The 14,423-nt window shown below is 69.5% G+C and carries 16 protein-coding genes and 1 rRNA gene; 11 read left to right on the top strand and 6 right to left on the bottom strand.

The features are described from left to right. Positions 1 to 22: 22 nt before the first annotated feature. Both ACZ7L6_RS20260 and ACZ7L6_RS20255 read right to left on the bottom strand, forming a co-directional pair. The gene (locus ACZ7L6_RS20260) at positions 23 to 814 is read right to left on the bottom strand and encodes a trypsin-like serine peptidase (protein ID WP_471925760.1); all 792 of its coding nucleotides are present in this window, start codon (positions 812 to 814) and stop codon (positions 23 to 25) included. A 36-nt stretch (positions 815 to 850) separates the two neighbouring features. Then, positions 851 to 1,279, bottom strand: coding sequence for an ATP-binding protein (locus ACZ7L6_RS20255; RefSeq protein ID WP_471925758.1), 429 nt, complete (start codon positions 1,277 to 1,279; stop codon positions 851 to 853). Positions 1,280 to 1,464: 185 nt separating this feature from the next. Here ACZ7L6_RS20255 and ACZ7L6_RS20250 point away from each other — a divergent pair, with 185 nt between their 5' ends. The 4 genes from ACZ7L6_RS20250 to ACZ7L6_RS20235 all read left to right on the top strand — a co-directional run bounded on the left by ACZ7L6_RS20250 (position 1,465) and on the right by ACZ7L6_RS20235 (position 3,246). After that, a complete protein-coding gene (locus tag ACZ7L6_RS20250; protein WP_471925756.1) occupies positions 1,465 to 2,310 on the top strand; it encodes a helix-turn-helix domain-containing protein in 846 nt (281 codons plus the stop codon). An 11-nt stretch (positions 2,311 to 2,321) separates the two neighbouring features. Then, entirely contained in the window at positions 2,322 to 2,564 is a 243-nt protein-coding gene (locus ACZ7L6_RS20245; RefSeq protein WP_471925754.1) for a DUF397 domain-containing protein, read from the top strand. Continuing rightward, on the top strand, positions 2,557 to 2,784 hold the full coding sequence (locus ACZ7L6_RS20240; RefSeq protein ID WP_471925752.1) for a DUF397 domain-containing protein: 228 nt from the start codon (positions 2,557 to 2,559) through the stop codon (positions 2,782 to 2,784). The genes ACZ7L6_RS20245 and ACZ7L6_RS20240 overlap by 8 nt, the downstream gene beginning before the upstream one ends. Before the next feature lie 114 nt (positions 2,785 to 2,898). Then, positions 2,899 to 3,246, top strand: a complete 348-nt coding sequence (locus ACZ7L6_RS20235) for a DUF1330 domain-containing protein (protein ID WP_471925750.1) — start codon at positions 2,899 to 2,901, stop codon at positions 3,244 to 3,246. 36 nt (positions 3,247 to 3,282) lie between these two features. Here ACZ7L6_RS20235 and ACZ7L6_RS20230 read toward each other — a convergent pair whose 3' ends face one another. Further along, positions 3,283 to 4,203, bottom strand: a complete 921-nt coding sequence (locus ACZ7L6_RS20230) for an oxidoreductase (protein WP_471925748.1) — start codon at positions 4,201 to 4,203, stop codon at positions 3,283 to 3,285. A gap of 90 nt (positions 4,204 to 4,293) precedes the next feature. On the opposite strand from ACZ7L6_RS20230, the gene ACZ7L6_RS20225 reads away from it, so the two are divergent. After that, on the top strand, positions 4,294 to 4,896 hold the full coding sequence (locus ACZ7L6_RS20225) for a TetR/AcrR family transcriptional regulator (protein ID WP_471925746.1): 603 nt from the start codon (positions 4,294 to 4,296) through the stop codon (positions 4,894 to 4,896). 156 nt (positions 4,897 to 5,052) lie between these two features. Here ACZ7L6_RS20225 and ACZ7L6_RS20220 read toward each other — a convergent pair whose 3' ends face one another. Continuing rightward, complete coding sequence (locus ACZ7L6_RS20220; RefSeq protein ID WP_471925744.1) at positions 5,053 to 5,358, bottom strand: hypothetical protein; 306 nt, start codon at positions 5,356 to 5,358, stop codon at positions 5,053 to 5,055. 870 nt (positions 5,359 to 6,228) lie between these two features. On the opposite strand from ACZ7L6_RS20220, the gene ACZ7L6_RS20215 reads away from it, so the two are divergent. The 6 genes from ACZ7L6_RS20215 (at position 6,229) to ACZ7L6_RS20190 (ending at position 13,676) form a co-directional block, all read left to right on the top strand. Next, positions 6,229 to 6,537, top strand: a complete 309-nt coding sequence (locus ACZ7L6_RS20215; RefSeq protein ID WP_004000049.1) for a hypothetical protein — start codon at positions 6,229 to 6,231, stop codon at positions 6,535 to 6,537. Positions 6,538 to 6,724: 187 nt separating this feature from the next. Continuing rightward, entirely contained in the window at positions 6,725 to 7,558 is an 834-nt protein-coding gene (locus ACZ7L6_RS20210; protein WP_471925742.1) for a hypothetical protein, read from the top strand. After that, complete coding sequence (locus ACZ7L6_RS20205) at positions 7,548 to 8,873, top strand: energy-coupling factor transporter transmembrane component T family protein (RefSeq protein WP_471925740.1); 1,326 nt, start codon at positions 7,548 to 7,550, stop codon at positions 8,871 to 8,873. The genes ACZ7L6_RS20210 and ACZ7L6_RS20205 overlap by 11 nt, the downstream gene beginning before the upstream one ends. Then, positions 8,870 to 10,426 (top strand): SCO6880 family protein, encoded by a 1,557-nt coding sequence (locus ACZ7L6_RS20200; RefSeq protein ID WP_471925738.1) that lies wholly within the window; start codon positions 8,870 to 8,872, stop codon positions 10,424 to 10,426. Before ACZ7L6_RS20205 ends, ACZ7L6_RS20200 begins: the two co-directional genes overlap by 4 nt. 6 nt (positions 10,427 to 10,432) lie before the next feature. Next, complete coding sequence (locus ACZ7L6_RS20195; RefSeq protein WP_471925736.1) at positions 10,433 to 11,845, top strand: ATP-binding protein; 1,413 nt, start codon at positions 10,433 to 10,435, stop codon at positions 11,843 to 11,845. Between the two features lie 13 nt (positions 11,846 to 11,858). After that, positions 11,859 to 13,676 (top strand): type IV secretory system conjugative DNA transfer family protein, encoded by a 1,818-nt coding sequence (locus ACZ7L6_RS20190; RefSeq protein WP_471925734.1) that lies wholly within the window; start codon positions 11,859 to 11,861, stop codon positions 13,674 to 13,676. Between the two features lie 26 nt (positions 13,677 to 13,702). Here ACZ7L6_RS20190 and ACZ7L6_RS20185 read toward each other — a convergent pair whose 3' ends face one another. Together ACZ7L6_RS20185 and rrf are read right to left on the bottom strand one after the other, a co-directional pair. Continuing rightward, positions 13,703 to 14,248, bottom strand: coding sequence for a GNAT family N-acetyltransferase (locus tag ACZ7L6_RS20185; protein WP_471925732.1), 546 nt, complete (start codon positions 14,246 to 14,248; stop codon positions 13,703 to 13,705). Between the two features lie 70 nt (positions 14,249 to 14,318). Beyond that, positions 14,319 to 14,423, bottom strand: a 5S ribosomal RNA gene (gene rrf, locus ACZ7L6_RS20180); the annotation flags it as partial.

Here is a 14,423-nt window from a genome sequence, read left to right as displayed (position 1 = left end):
CCGGGAGTCCGCCCGCGCCAGTCTAGGAGCTTCCCCCCGGGGACTCGCCGCAACCGGCGCTCTCGCGGTACAGCCTCGCCGCCTCCGACCCGAACACCACGCTGTACGACACGTCGGCCGTGGCCCCGCCCCCCTCATGTCCGCCGAGCACCCCCACGACCTGCCCGTCCCCGTTCACCCAGGGACTCCCGCTCGTTCCCCCGCTGAACCCGGGGCACGAGATGCGTTGTTGCCTACGACTCTGCAGGGCGGGCTTGTTGCTGCACCTGATCGGCGTCTCACGGGAGTTGGGGTACCCGGTGACGGTCACCGCGGTGGCCCCGGTGGCCGTCCCGCCGGCGAACCGGTTCCCGCCGACGACGTCCTCGACGCCCCGCCCACCCTGCCGCTCGACCACCGCGAAGGCCACGTCACTGTCCTCGTCCTTCCCCTCGGCCCACCCGTCGGGCAGAAACCGCCGCCCGAGCGTCCACACTCCGTGGGGCGCCTCGCCGTCCCGATATCCGGGCACGAAAACAAGATCCCCCGGGTTGTCGTCCAGACAGTGCGCCGCCGTGAGGATGAGATCCCGGTGCGGACTGTGTACGACGGACGCGGTGCAGAAGTGGCCACCGCTCAGTCGCGAGCGGCGGTCGGCGGGAAAGAGGGCCCCGACCCGGGCGGACGGCACGGCGGCGATCGCCGTGCCGGTCACCCCGAAGGGCCCCAGCCCGTCACCCGCGGCCGCCGCCGAGGCCGACGTGACGGCGAGCAGGACGGTGACGGCGTACAGCGAGAGGCGGGAGGCAGGGGAGGTACGGGAGGTGCGCTTCATCGAGTGCCACTGTGGCCGACGAAGGTGAGAGAACCGTCAAACGGCCCCTTCACACTCGGCCCACAGCAGCTTCCCGCCCTGCGACGCCCCGAGCTCCCGCAGCACGGAGACGCCGGTCGCGTCCGCGTATGCGCGTAGGAGATGGAGACCCCGCCCGTCCTCGGCGTCGTCGGGAGGCAGGGCGGCTTCGGCACCGAATCCCGGTGGGACCCTCGGGTCTGTGTCCCATACGGCGACTCGGAGGCGACCGGGGTCCATCGGCCGGACGCGGAGGGCGTAGGGCCCGGTGGTGTGGCGGTGGGCGTTGGCGAGGAGTTCGGCGGCGAGCAGTTCGGCGGTGGGGGTGACGTCGGCGAGGCCGTGGGCGGCGAGGACGGTGCGGAGGGTTGCGCGGGCGATACCCGGTGCGCGTGGATCGCGCGGGAGTTGGAGGGTGTAGGCCCAGGACGGGGATACGGTGGCCATGGAAGTCTCCGATCACGGCAGGGAGTTGGACGGTTACTCAGTGGCGGTGCCGCCCCGTCGGACGGTGCACTTCTGAGCGAGGGGCCCAGCTGTAAGGTAGCGGTGAGCAGTGAAGGTCTTCACCGAAATTGAGGCTTCTCCTTCACTACCACCCGTGTGAGTGACAGCAAGGAGGCGGCAAGCCCGTGAGGAACCCAACGGGTCGCCAACTGCGCTTCGGCGCGGAGCTGCGGAAACTGCGCGAGCGCGCAGGCTTGAGTTCCACCCAAGCCGGTCAACTCCTCGGCATTAAGCAGGCCCAGGTGAGCAACATGGAGGCCGGTCGCGTAGGCGTGAGCCCCGAGCGCGTCCACACGATCGCCTGCCACTACGACTGCTCCGACCAGCCCCTCATCGACGCACTGAGCGAAATGACCTCTCAGCGCACACGCGGCTGGTGGGAGCAGTACCGCGACTCGCTCTCCCAGCCGCTGCTCGATCTGGCCGAACTGGAGCACCACGCCCGTTCGTTGCGCGACTCCACCACCGCCCGCATCCCCGGCCTGCTCCAGACCCGCGAGTACGCACTCGAGATCTTCCGTCAGGCGGTCACCGAGCTCTCACCGCCCGACATCGAGCACCGCCTGTCGTTCCGCATCAAGCGGCAAGCGGTCCTCTTCCGGGAAAACGACCCGGTCCCGTACGAGGCGATCATCCACGAGGCCGCCCTGCGTATGAGAGTGGGCGGCTCCACGGTCGCCCGCCGGCAATTGCAGCACCTGCTCGACATGAGCGACCGAGACCACATCACCCTGCGCACCGTCACCTTCGATGTCGGCGCCTACCCGGGATCCGGGCAGTCGATCCACTACGCCCACGGCTCCGTACCGCAGCTGGACACCGTGTATCTCGACCAGGCCCACGGCCTCCTGTTCCTCGACGCCGAGGCGCAGTTGCACAAGTACCGCACCCTGTTCGGCCGTATCCAGGCCATCGCTCTCCCCCCGGAGAAAACCCGTGACCTCATCTACAACGTGATGCGAGAGTTCTGAAGGGAATCCCCGTGAACCCCCACTGGCAGAAGTCCTCGTACTGCTCCGAGGGCGCCTCCTGCGTCCACGTCGCCCGAACGTGGCAGAAGTCCTCGTCCTGCGGCGAAGGCGACTCCTGCGTCCACGTCGCCGCCACCACCGAAACGATCCGCCTGACCGAAAGCAGCGACCCCACCGGCGCCATACTCAAGGCCACCCCGGCCGCCTTCGAAGCCCTCCTCGCCACCCTCAAGGAAGAAACCGCCCGTGCCTGACATCCCCCCGAACCTCACCTGGGAACGCGCCGCCCCGCCGGAGGCAACCGGCCCCGGCCCCTGGATCGAGATCGCCTTCGGCGAGGGCGAAGACGGCGAGGCGCCCGTCTACATCCGCGAGACCAGCGACCCGGACAACGTGGTCACCACCAACCGCCGCAAGTGGGACGCTTTCGTACTCGGCGTCCAGGCAGGCGAGTTCGACCACTTCGTGGAGTGACGTCCCCGGCGTCCCATTACCTGGCAGGTCATCGATCCCGGCGAACCCACGTGCCACGATCGTGAGCGCAAGGACCCGACCGAACGGAACGAACGGAACGAACGGAAGGACGCCATGCCCGCCTACGCCATCGCCCACCTCCGGGACGCCGCCCCGCACCCGGAGATCGCCGAGTACATCGAGCGCATCCCGGCCACCTTCGAACCGTACGGCGGCCGCTTCCTCGTGCATATCACGCCGCACGAGACGAAGGAGGGCAGTTGGCCCGGGGCCGTCGTGGTGATCGGCTTCCCCGGGATCGCCGAGGCGAGGGCGTGGTGGGACTCCCCCGCCTACCAGGAGATCGCGCCCCTGCGCTCCCGGCACATCGAGGGCGACATCATCCTCGTCGAGGGCGTCCCCGAGGACTACGACCCGGCCACCACCGCGAAGGCGATGCGGGAGGCGCTGCAGCAGACGTAACCGCGTTCGCCGGCCTCCTCGCGTCGTCCGGGTTGGTCACTCGATGCCCACCTGCTCCAACGGCCAGCTCACCCCCGTCAGTTCCTCCGACACCGTCCACAACCGCCGCGCCGCCTCGGCGTCACTCGCCGCCGCGGTCCGCCCGACCAGCGTCGGCGCGCCCCGCATCTCGGCCAGCCCGTCGGGGCCGACGTAGCTCGCGCCCGGCAGATCCTGCGTCGCCGCGTACAGGGTCGGCAGCGCGCCCGCCTTGTCGTCCTGGGCGAAGAACCTGTTGCCGATCTTCATCAGCCCCCGCATCACCGGGTTCCCCGCATGGCTCTGAAGGTTGGTGGCGGAATAGCCGGGGTGGGCGGCCAAGGCGCGGACGCCGGAGCCCGACTCCGTCAGACGGCGCTGGAGTTCCAGCGTGAAGAGCAGGTTGGCCAGCTTGGACTGGGCGTAGGCGCGGTTCGGGTCGTAGCCGGAGGTCCAGTTCAGGTCCTCGAAGCGGATCCTCGCGCCGAACCAGCGGTGGGCGGTGGACGACACCGTCACCACCCGGTCGGTGACGTACGGCAGGAGCAGGTTCGTGAGCGCGAAGTGGCCGAGGTGGTTCGTGCCGAACTGCATCTCGAAGCCGTCCGCGGTCCGCTGCTGCGGCAGCATCATCACGCCCGCGTTGTTGATCAGCAGGTCCAGGGGCCGCCCCTGCCAGCCGTCCGCGAACTCCCGTACGGAGGCGAGATCCGCCAGGTCCAGCCGCCGCACCTCGGTGCTGCCGTTCACCGTCGCCGCTGCCGCCCGGCCCCGCTCCAGGTCCCGCACGGCGAACACGACGTGCGCGCCGGCGCCGGCCAGAGCGTCCGCGGCCCTGAGGCCGATGCCGCTGTTGGCGCCGGTGACGACGGCCGTGCGGCCGGCGAGGTCGGAGAGGCGGGCCGCATCCCATGTCTTCTTCGTCTTGTCATCAGCCATGCCCTCGAATGTAGGCGCCGCCAACAATGCTGTCAATGACAACAATGCTGACGGCGCCAACAAAGATGGCACCGCCAACATCAAGCTACGATGGTGTCCATGCCCGAGAGCCGCCCCTACCACCACGGAGACCTGCGCGCCGCCCTGCTCGCCGCCGCGGAACGCACCCTGCGTGAGAAGGGCGTCGCCTCCCTCTCACTCCGCGAACTGGCCCGCGAGGTCGGCGTCAGCCATGCCGCCCCCGGCCGGCACTTCAAGGACAAGCAGGCCCTGCTCAACGCCCTGGCCCTGGCCGGATACGAGCGGCTCGCCCAGGCACTGACGGCGGCCGAGGATTCAGCGCTCCCCCTGGAGCCCCGCCTCACCGCCCTGGCCCGGGCCTACCTCACCTTCGCCATCGACAACGCCGAGCTCCTGGAGCTCATGTACGCACGCAAGCACGACCCCGACGCCTCGGAACAGATGGCGGCGGCCGTCGAGCAGACGGTGGGCAGCCTCGAACGCGTCCTCGCCGACGCCCAGAAACGCGGCGAGATCATCGAGGGCGACCCGGAATCCCTCAACCTCGTCACAGGCGCCGCCCTCCACGGAGTGGCCGGCTTCATCGCGGCCGGCTGGCTGACGCCGGAGGCAGCGCTGGCGGGCGTACAGGACCTGGTCCACCACTTGCTGCACGGCTTGAAACCCCGCTGACGATCCAACGGCAACCCCGCGCCCGGCGCGGTGGGGTGCGCATTCGGTCACGGCCGAACATCCTGCGGTCGCTCACCCGAGCGTCGTGGAGCGAGGACCTTGATCCCTTCCCGGTTCACCCTCCGCAGGAAGGGAGTCGTCCCCCCTGGCGGTGAGTCACCGGACTTCGACCCCGCCCACTCGCTTCACCACGTCGTCCACCAGAGCCTCGTCGCACAGGGCCACCGACCAGTTGGAGCCGGCGACCAGGCCTTTGGGAGTCTGCCCACCGGTGATCTTCGACCAGAGCCCCTCGTCGCGCGACCGCGCATCGTCGTAGATGGCGAGGTCAGCGCAGTGCTCTTGGTGCTGCTGCCCTCCCCTGCCCGTGGTGCAGTTCAGAGACTTCCAGCTCAGTGCCGGGTCGTTGACACCTTCGTCCCGGCCCGTACATCCCACGGCAGCGTCCACCTTGTCGGCCAACGCGTCGAGGTTCTTGTAGGTGGGTTTGTCCGGAATCCCGGGAAGCTGGTCCTCGTACGGAGGCTGGTCGGAGAACTGGTCTCGCCCAGGGGCCTGAGAACGACAGCGCGCAGGGCCTTGGCCACGCGGGGTGCGAAGTCGGGGTCCATGACGCGGATGTACCAGTTGCCGGCGGCTACCAGGGGGTGCTGGTAGGGCGGGTTGCGGCGCAGGGCAAGGGCGGTACCCATGTTGCTGGGGGTGTCCAGATGGAGTTCGAGTTCGACAGGCTCCCCGTTCCCGAACTCGGCACCGCATCTGGTGGCGTCACCGCTGGGCGACCTGCCGAGGACGGGGCAGGGGATCTTTGCCCGGTCCAATGCCGACGCCAGGTCGTCTGTCGTCTCGACGTCGGGGCACGCGCTCGCCGGCGGCGGAGCGGTCGGCGCCCTGCAAGCGGAGGGGACGGACGAAGCCGGAGCATCGGGCCGACGTGGAGGCGGACGAGGGGAAGAACGCACACCGGTTGACCCTCCGTCACCAGTCGCACGCGGGCGGACCATCGGACCCACAGGTGACGCCGCCGGGTAGCCTTCACCCGGAGAACAACGGCGCGAACCGCCACCCAGCCAGTCACCCGACCGGCCGTCAGAAACGGCACACGGCGTGAAGAGGGCTAACGACGCAACCACACGACAGGTTCCGCTCAGGCCTCGTTGCCCGGCGTGACCTGCCGTGATACACAGAGTGACCGTACGAGGTATTCGTACGAATCCCGCCCATCAATGACGCCAAGTCGACATACGACGGCGACAATGTCGGCGAGAATGAGGCCTGACCTCTGCGCGGCGCAGGGGACTGCGGAACTACCCAACAGGGGCGGTGACTTACATGCTCTTTGCGGCCGATAAGGGCGACATCAACACCATCATCGGCGGGATCGCTCCGGACTGGGGCCCCTTCGGCAGCCTGGGCAACGAGGCGAAGGTGATGATCGAGGTCGTGATGGCGGTGGCCATCCTGATCTGCCTCGGCATCGCCATCTGGGGCGCGGCGAAGCAGCGCATCGGCGCGACGGCCCTGCGCGACACCTTCAGCGCGGAACAGGGCAAGGGCCTCATCATCGCGGGGCTGACCGGCGTCTTCATCATCGGCTCACTGGGCACGCTGTTCACCATCGTGTACGGCATGGCCGTTTGACCGTTCCCTCTCCTCCGTCCGCTCCGGGCACGCCCGGTCCCCCCGCCCCCTACCCACCCGTCGTGCCCACCGGCTGAGGTTGCGTTTCCCTGATGTCGAGTCACCACACCGCGCCCATGCGGGAACCAGCACGGCTACCGTCGTACTCCAACGTGTTTTCGTCCGACGCCGAGGGGGCGTACGCGGCATGAGTCTCGGAGACGAGCGGGAGGCCTCCGGCGGTTACGGAGGCACGGGTCAGACCCGCACCCGCCTGCCGGAAGGCGGCGGTGACGTGTACGGGGGCGCGCGCAGAGGTGGCCGCTCGTCGTCCCGGAGCCTGGTCACGGTGGTCGGCGTGGTGGCCCTCCTCATCGCAGCGATCGCCTTCGCGAACCGTGGAGGCGACGACTCCGCTTCCGCGGGGGGCGACGAGAACCAGCCGAAGTCTTCGGCGACGGCGGCGAGTGGTGTGCGGCCGGTGGAGGGGAAGAACGGGGGGATTCCGGCGGGGTTCACGCGTGATGAGCAGGGGGCTCAGAGCGCGGCGACCAACTACTCCGTGGCCCTGGGCTCCGCCGAGATGTTCAACACGGCCAGACGGCACGAGATCGTCAGCACGGTCTACGCCCCCGATGTCGCCGCCAGCCGACAGGCGGACCTGGACAACGCGTACTCCAGCGAGCAGTTCCTGACGAACATCGGCCTCGACAAGGACGGCGCCGCACCGGCGGGCCAGACGTTCGTCTCCCGGGTCATCCCAGTGGGCACCAAGACCACTTCGTTCTCCGAGAGTGCCGCCACTGTCGAGGTCTGGTACACGTCCCTCTTCGGCCTCTCCGGCGACGGCTCGACCAACCCGGTGTCCGAGAGCTGGTACACCACGACCTACCAGCTGAAGTGGGTCGACCACGACTGGAAAGTCACCGACTTCCAGCAGAAGGACGGACCCGTGCCCGTCGGACGGGACCAGAGGGCCTCCACTGCCGACGACATGACGAAGGCCGTCGAGGAGTACGGAGGGTTCACCTATGCGCGCTAACCGCCGCTTCCTCAAGGTCACCGCGGTCTTCGCCACCGTACAAACCACAGCCGTGCTGCTGGCCACCCGCGCCATCGCCGCACCCACGCCCACTCCCTCGGCCAGCAATGACCCTTGCGACCTCATCCGTGGCCCCGCCAAGGACTACTGCGAACAAGACAACGGCGGATCCGGCGGAGCCAGCCGCACTCCCTCCCTCACCGACCCCACCTCCACCCTCGACCCCCTCTCCTCCCTCGCCAAGGGCTGTGCCGACGCCGCCTCCTGGACCGTCGACCAGCTCAGCAAGGCCGTGAAGGAGACCGCGACCGTCGACTTCACGAACCTGACGTTCCTGAAGCACTACGCCGTGGTCTTCGCGGCCTCGGCGATCCTCACGCTGCTCCTGTGGCTGCTCGCCGTGGCCAAGAGGGCCGTGCGGGGCGTGCCGTTCGCGACGGCCCTGTCGGAGGCCATCGGCTTCCTCTGGCTGACCGTGCTGGCGTCGGCCTTCACACCGCTCATCCTCTACACCGTGGTCTCGGCGACCGACGGCGTCAGTGACGTCCTCGCGAAGGCCACCGGCGACCAGACGGACACGTTCTTCGGCACGTTCTCCGAGGCCCTCGACAAGGGCAACGACATCGGCGGCGGCCCGATCATGCTGATCCTGGTGTCACTGATCTCCATCCTCGCCGCGGGCATCCTCTACCTGGAGCTGTACCTGCGGGCCGTACTGCTGTACGTCGGCGCCCTGCTCGGCGTCGTCGTCTACGCGGGCCTCGTGGACAAGGACCTGTGGGGCCACGTCCGCCGCTGGGCCGGCATCATGATCGCGGTCATCCTGGTCAAGCCCGTGATCGTCATCGTCCTCGGCCTCGCCGGCGCCCTCGCCACGGAAGAGGGCCCCGACTCCCTCGCCGCCGTGGTCTCCGGCCTCGCCATCATCCTGCTCGCGATCTTCGCCTCGGCGATGATCTACCGCTTCGTCCCCGGCTTCGGCGACGAGATCGCGAACACCCGCAACAACCGCATCATGCGCGGCGCCGAAAGCAAGGCCGCCGCCGTGATCAGCTCCCCGGCGACCCTCGTCGCCCAGGGCATCAAGACGCACAGCTCCCGCGCGGACAACAACGGCGGCGGAGGCTCGAGCTCCCCCCGCCCCTCGAACCCCGCCTCCGGCGGCGTCGCCGCGCACAGTTCGCGCTCCTCGAACGGGGGCGGCGGATCTGTCCCCTCCGCCGCACCCGCACCCCGTTCGAGCAGCCCCGTGAACACCCCCCACGCCAGCAACACCCGCAACAGCAGCACTCGTTCAGGAGGTGACGGGCGTTGACGACCGAGTCCCATGTGTCCCATCCGGTCACGCCCCGCCGTACATATCTGATCGGCCGCGCCCGGCCGAACGCGATCGTCGGCCGCAACCGCGAGACCGGCGAGATCGCGCTGATCATCGCGGGCGCGTTCCTCGGCATGATGTGCGGACTCCTCGTCCCCGTCCTGTCCGCGCGCATCGTGCTGCTCATGGGCTTCCCGCTGCTCGCGCTGGCCGCGGTGTACGTGCCGTACAAGCACCGGACCTTCTACAAGTGGTTCGAGATCAACCGCAGCTACAAGCGCACCCTCCGCCAGGGCACGACCTACCGCTCCGGCGCCATGGAGGCCGGCACCCGCCTGGACGGCCGCGAGGTCGAGGTCGGCCCCCCGCCCGGCATCGGCCGCATCACCTGGCTGGCCGCCCCCTTCGGCCCCGACGAGATCGCCGTACTGCTCCACGCCGACCGCCGGACCGTGACGGCCGCGATCGAGATCGAGGGGCCCGGCGTGGGCCTGCGCGACTCCGAGGACCAGGAAGCCCTCGTCGACCGCTTCGGCACCCTGCTCAAGCACGTGGCGAACGGCGACGGCTTCGTGACGCGCCTGCAGATGCTGGCCCGCACCCTCCCCGCCGACCCGGACGCCCACGCCAAGGACGTAGCCGTACGCGGCGACGACCGGGCCCCGGGATGGCTGCAGCAGTCGTACGACCAACTCCAGTCGATGGTGTCGACGAGCAGCGAGCAGCACCGCGCCTACCTCGTCGCCTGCATGCACTACACGCGCGAACTGGCTGCCGAGGCCATGGCGATGGCCCGCGCGGCCCGCCCACACGGCGGCAAGGTCGACCGGGACTCCGGTCTCGCGGTCGTCATGGCCCGCGAGCTGACCGACATCTGCTCGCGCCTGCAGGAGGCGGACATCCGCGTACGGCAGCCCCTGGGCCAGGGCCGCCTCGCCTCCCTCATCCACTCCATGTACGACCCGGACCACCCGATCGACCACATCCAGGCGATGACGAAACGCAACGCCTGGCCGGCCGAGCTGGACGCCATGGAGCCGACGTTCCTCCAGGCCAAGACGCGGGAGTCCGCCACCCGGCAGCCCTGGTGCCACGCCACGGCCTGGGTGAAGGAGTGGCCGATGACCCCGGTCGGCGTCAACTTCCTGGCGCCCCTACTCGTCCACACGCCCGACGTCATCCGCACGGTCGCCGTCACGATGGACCTCGAACCCACCGAGATCGCCATCGAGCGCATGCTGACCGAGAAGACCAACGACGAGGCCGAGGCGAGCCGCGCCGCCAAGATGAACCGCACGGTCGACCCGCGCGACGTCGCCGCCCACAACCGCCTCGACCAGCGCGGCGAGGACCTCGCCAGCGGAGCCGCCGGCGTCAACCTCGTCGGCTACATCACCGTCTCCTCCCGCACCCCCGAGGCCCTGGCCCGCGACAAGCGGACCATCCGGGCGTCCGCCGGAAAGTCGTATCTGAAGCTGGAATGGTGCGACCGTGAGCACCACCGGGCATTCGTCAACACACTCCCCTTCGCCACCGGCATTCGGAGGTAGGACCTGATGCGGGACCCGCTGTCCGTCCTCACCGACGCCTTCACGTCCTTCCTCTTCGGGAAGGTCGAGACGACCCGGCTGCCGGTGCGCACGTCGACGGGCCAGGCCCAGGCGGTCTACCTCCCGACCGCCGCGCCGGGCCTGGGCGACTCGGGAGTGATCATCGGCCGCGAGGTGTACTCCGGCAAGGGCTACATCTACGACCCCTTCCAGCTGTACGGCCAGCAGCTCCCCGCCCCGCACTGGCTGGTCCTCGGCGAGTCCGGCAACGGCAAGTCGGCCCTGGAGAAGACCTACGTCCTACGGCAACTGCGCTTCCGCGACCGCCAGGTCGTCGTCCTGGACGCCCAGGGCGAGGACGGGGTCGGCGAATGGAACCTCATCGCGCAGGAGCTGGGGATAACGCCGATCCGCCTGGACCCGACGGCCGCCCTGGACATGGGGATCCGCCTCAACCCGCTCGACCCCGCGATCACGACGACGGGCCAGCTGGCGCTCTTGAGGACCATCATCGAGGTCGCGATGGGCCACGGCCTCGACGAGCGCTCCGGTTTCGCCCTGAAGGTCGCGCACGCCTACGTCAACGAGACCATCATCGAACGCCAGCCGGTCCTGACCGACATCGTCGAACAGCTACGGCACCCCGAGCCGGAGTCGGCCGAGGCGATGAACGTCGCCATAGACGACGTACGGGCGTGGGGCCTGGACGTGGCGCTGGTGCTGGACCGTCTGGTCGACGGTGACCTGCGCGGCATGTTCGACGGCCCGACAACGGTCGGCATCGACCTCGACGCGCCGCTCATTGTGTTCGATTTGTCCCACATCGACCGCAACTCGATCGCGATGCCGATCCTGATGGCGATCGTCGGCGTTTGGCTGGAGCACACCTGGATCCGCCCCGACCGGAAGAAGCGCATCTTCCTGGTCGAGGAGGCCTGGCACATCATCAACAGCCCGTTCGTGGCCCAGCTGTTCCAGCGCCTGCTGAAGTTCGGCCGCCGGCTGGGTCTGTCCTTCGTGGCGGTGGTCCACCACCTGTCGGACGTGGTGGACGGAGCGGCGGCAAAGGAGGCGGCCGCGATCTTGAAGATGGCGTCGACACGGACGATCTACGCCCAGAAGGCCGACGAGGCGAGAGCGACGGGCCGCGTCCTGGGCCTCCCCCGCTGGGCGGTGGAGATCATCCCGACCCTGACTCCCGGCATCGCGGTGTGGGACGTCAACGGTAACGTCCAGGTCGTCAAACACCTGGTCACCGAGACCGAACGCCCCCTCGTCTTCACCGACCGCGCGATGACCGAATCATCGACCGACCACCTCACCGACGATGCCCTGCGCGCCGCCGAGCTGGAGGCGGAGGAGCGAGCGGCGGCCTTCGTGGAACAACACCTGGGCGACTCCGAATCGACGGTGGCGTAAGGGGGCAGACAGCGTGAGACCGGACGACCACCACGGACACCGGGACAGCCGGGACAGCCGAGATTTCCGGGCCATTCGGGAAGGCCGTGGCAGCCAGGGAGGCATCCCCGACGGCCTGCTGATCGGCATACTCGCCTTCCTCCTCGGCATGACGCTGCTGGTCTGGACGGCAACGGGCCTGGCAGCCCTCTTCGCCCACGGCACCTGGCCGTCCGGGGTCACCTTCACCCGCACCCCCCTCGCCATGCGCCACCTGATCGAAAAGCCCCACGACATCCCCGGCGCCTGGCCGGCCACCCCACCGGGCCAGCTCTCGGGCTACGGCCTGTTCTGGGGCCTGTTCATCGGCCAGTGCATGGTGCTGGTCGTCCTGACTGTCTTCGTACTGGGAACGGTGGCGAGGTGGCGCGCGGTCCGGGCGGGGCGGCGTGTGGGGAAGACGGGGGGTGCGCGGGAGTCGGTGGAGTCGGCTGGGTCTGCGGCCTCGGCGGGATCTGCGGCTTCAGCCGGCTCGGCGGGGTTCTCGGGCGGTGGAGGCGCGGCGGCCGAGGGTGTGGGGGCCTGGGACTCGGGTACGGGCACCGCCGGCACTGGGGCCACGGGCACGTGGGGCTCAGGCACGGAGCGGGCGGGGGCTGGCGCCGCAGGTGCTTGGGGCTCGGGGACTGAGGCAGCGGGCGCTGGCGCCCCAGGCACTGGGGCCGGTCCGGCGGCGGCGCAGGGTGAGGTGCCGGCGCCGCGGGCGGAGGGGCAGGCGACGGGGGCGTGGCAGGGTGGGTACCAGCCGCAGGGGGTACGTCCTGGCGCGGGCCGACCGACGACGGTGGTGGGGGCGACGGAACGCAGCGAGGGGGCGGCTCCTGAGGCGGGGCTCCACAGCCCGTTGCTTGCCGAACGGGTGGGCGGCTGGGAAAGAATCCTCGTAGCCCCAAGGGAGAGCCGCCAACAAACCGCCACCCGAGCGGTACGCGACGCGGAAGGCCCCACCCTGGTGGTCACCTCAAACCCAGCCCTCTGGCAGCAGACCAAGGACGCCAGAGCCAAACTGGGCCCGATCCACCTCTACGACCCCACCCACCTCTGTGACACCCCGGCCCGCCTCCACTGGTCCCCCACCACAGGCTGCGAGGACAAGAAGACGGCAACGGACCGAGCGGCCGCCCTCCTCGCCCCGGTCCGCCCGACCTCCAAACTCGACCAGGCCCTCGCGGCGGTAGCCGAAACGCTCCTGCGCAGCTACCTCCACGCCGCCGCCATCGACGGCCGCACCATCCGCCACGTCCACCGCTGGTCCCAGGGCACCCAGGTCCAGGACGCCGTACGAATCCTCCGTACGAACCCGAAGGCGGCCCCAGGCGCGGCAGGCGAACTAGAAGCGGCCCTCACGGCCCATCCGGAACGCCGTGACATGGCCCAGGAGTTGACCACAAGGGCCCTCTCCGCCCTCCACACCGTCAACGTCCGAGAGGCCTGCACTCCAAACCGAACTGATGCGCTCGCCTTGGATTCCTACGTCCATGAAGGGGGCACGCTTTATCTGGTGGGTGAATCCATCGAGGACCCCCGAGCCAACCCGGGCGCCATGCCACTCCTGACGGCCCTCGCCGCAAGCGTGGTCGAGCGCGGCCGGCGCATGGCCGAACGGTCATCCTCCGGTCGCCTCGACCCACCACTGACGCTCGTCCTGGACGACGTCGCCGCCGTGGCTCCGCTTCCCCAGCTCCCGGAGCTGCTGGCCACCGGAGCGGACCGGGGTATGCCGACCCTGGCCCTGCTCCGGTCAAGGGAACAGGCGCGCTCGCGCTGGCCGCACACCGAACTGCCGGTGTAGGACCAGCCGCTCAGCAGACCCGCCCACTACGGCCGCTCGAGGACGAACTCCAGTTCCTTCTCGTCCGGCTTCCCGCCCAGCGGCACCACAACACCGCTCGGCAGGAACCCCACCCTGCGGTAGAACCGCGCCGCCCGCCCGTTGTCCTCGTGCACGATGAGCCGCGCCCGCTCGGCACCCCGCTCCCAGGCCCACTCCAGGGCGGCATCGAACAGCACCTCGGTCAGTCCACTGCCCCGCTCCTCGGGCCGTACGAACACACCGACGAGATGCCCCTGCTTCCGCTCCACCGGAAAGCCGGCCCAGTCGGTCGTCCCCGGCTCCTCCAGAAGTACGGTCACCGTGCCGACCCACCGCCCGTCCGGCCCCTCGGCGATGATCGTCTGCGCCTTGTCGGCCCCTTCACAGGCTCCGGCGGCCCGCTCCTGCCAGAAGGAATCAGGCCGGGCCAGGGCATCCTCGTAGGTCTCCAGAAAGGCGAGGTGCGCGACGGGATCCTGCAGCGCGACCAGTCTGAGCTCCTTAGCAGCGGGCCACTCGTCGGCACGTATCGAACGGATCACGTAGTTCATGCACGCCACGGTAGCGGAACGCAGAAAACCCCCGAACCGGTATCCCCGGCCGGGGGTTTTCTCAAGATTTGTTCGGCGGCGTCCTACTCTCCCACAGGGTCCCCCCTGCAGTACCATCGGCGCTGTAAGGCTTAGCTTCCGGGTTCGGAATGTAACCGGGCGTTTCCCTCACGCT

This window comes from Streptomyces sp. NPDC107522, assembly GCF_055657525.1.
This window is presented reverse-complemented; position numbering and strand designations above follow the sequence as displayed.

Bases quoted from the DNA above. Each gene is read 5' to 3' on its own strand.
- ACZ7L6_RS20230 (WP_471925748.1), bottom strand. From the start codon at position 4,203: ATGGCTGATGACAAGACGAAGAAGACATGGGATGCGGCCCGCCTCTCC.
- ACZ7L6_RS20260 (WP_471925760.1), bottom strand. From the start codon at position 814: ATGAAGCGCACCTCCCGTACCTCCCCTGCCTCCCGCCTCTCGCTGTAC.
- ACZ7L6_RS20215 (WP_004000049.1), top strand. From the start codon at position 6,229: ATGCTCTTTGCGGCCGATAAGGGCGACATCAACACCATCATCGGCGGG.
- ACZ7L6_RS20205 (WP_471925740.1), top strand. From the start codon at position 7,548: ATGCGCGCTAACCGCCGCTTCCTCAAGGTCACCGCGGTCTTCGCCACC.
- ACZ7L6_RS20210 (WP_471925742.1), top strand. From the start codon at position 6,725: ATGAGTCTCGGAGACGAGCGGGAGGCCTCCGGCGGTTACGGAGGCACG.
- ACZ7L6_RS20255 (WP_471925758.1), bottom strand. From the start codon at position 1,279: ATGGCCACCGTATCCCCGTCCTGGGCCTACACCCTCCAACTCCCGCGC.
- ACZ7L6_RS20185 (WP_471925732.1), bottom strand. From the start codon at position 14,248: ATGAACTACGTGATCCGTTCGATACGTGCCGACGAGTGGCCCGCTGCT.
- ACZ7L6_RS20225 (WP_471925746.1), top strand. From the start codon at position 4,294: ATGGTGTCCATGCCCGAGAGCCGCCCCTACCACCACGGAGACCTGCGC.
- ACZ7L6_RS20195 (WP_471925736.1), top strand. From the start codon at position 10,433: ATGCGGGACCCGCTGTCCGTCCTCACCGACGCCTTCACGTCCTTCCTC.
- ACZ7L6_RS20235 (WP_471925750.1), top strand. From the start codon at position 2,899: ATGCCCGCCTACGCCATCGCCCACCTCCGGGACGCCGCCCCGCACCCG.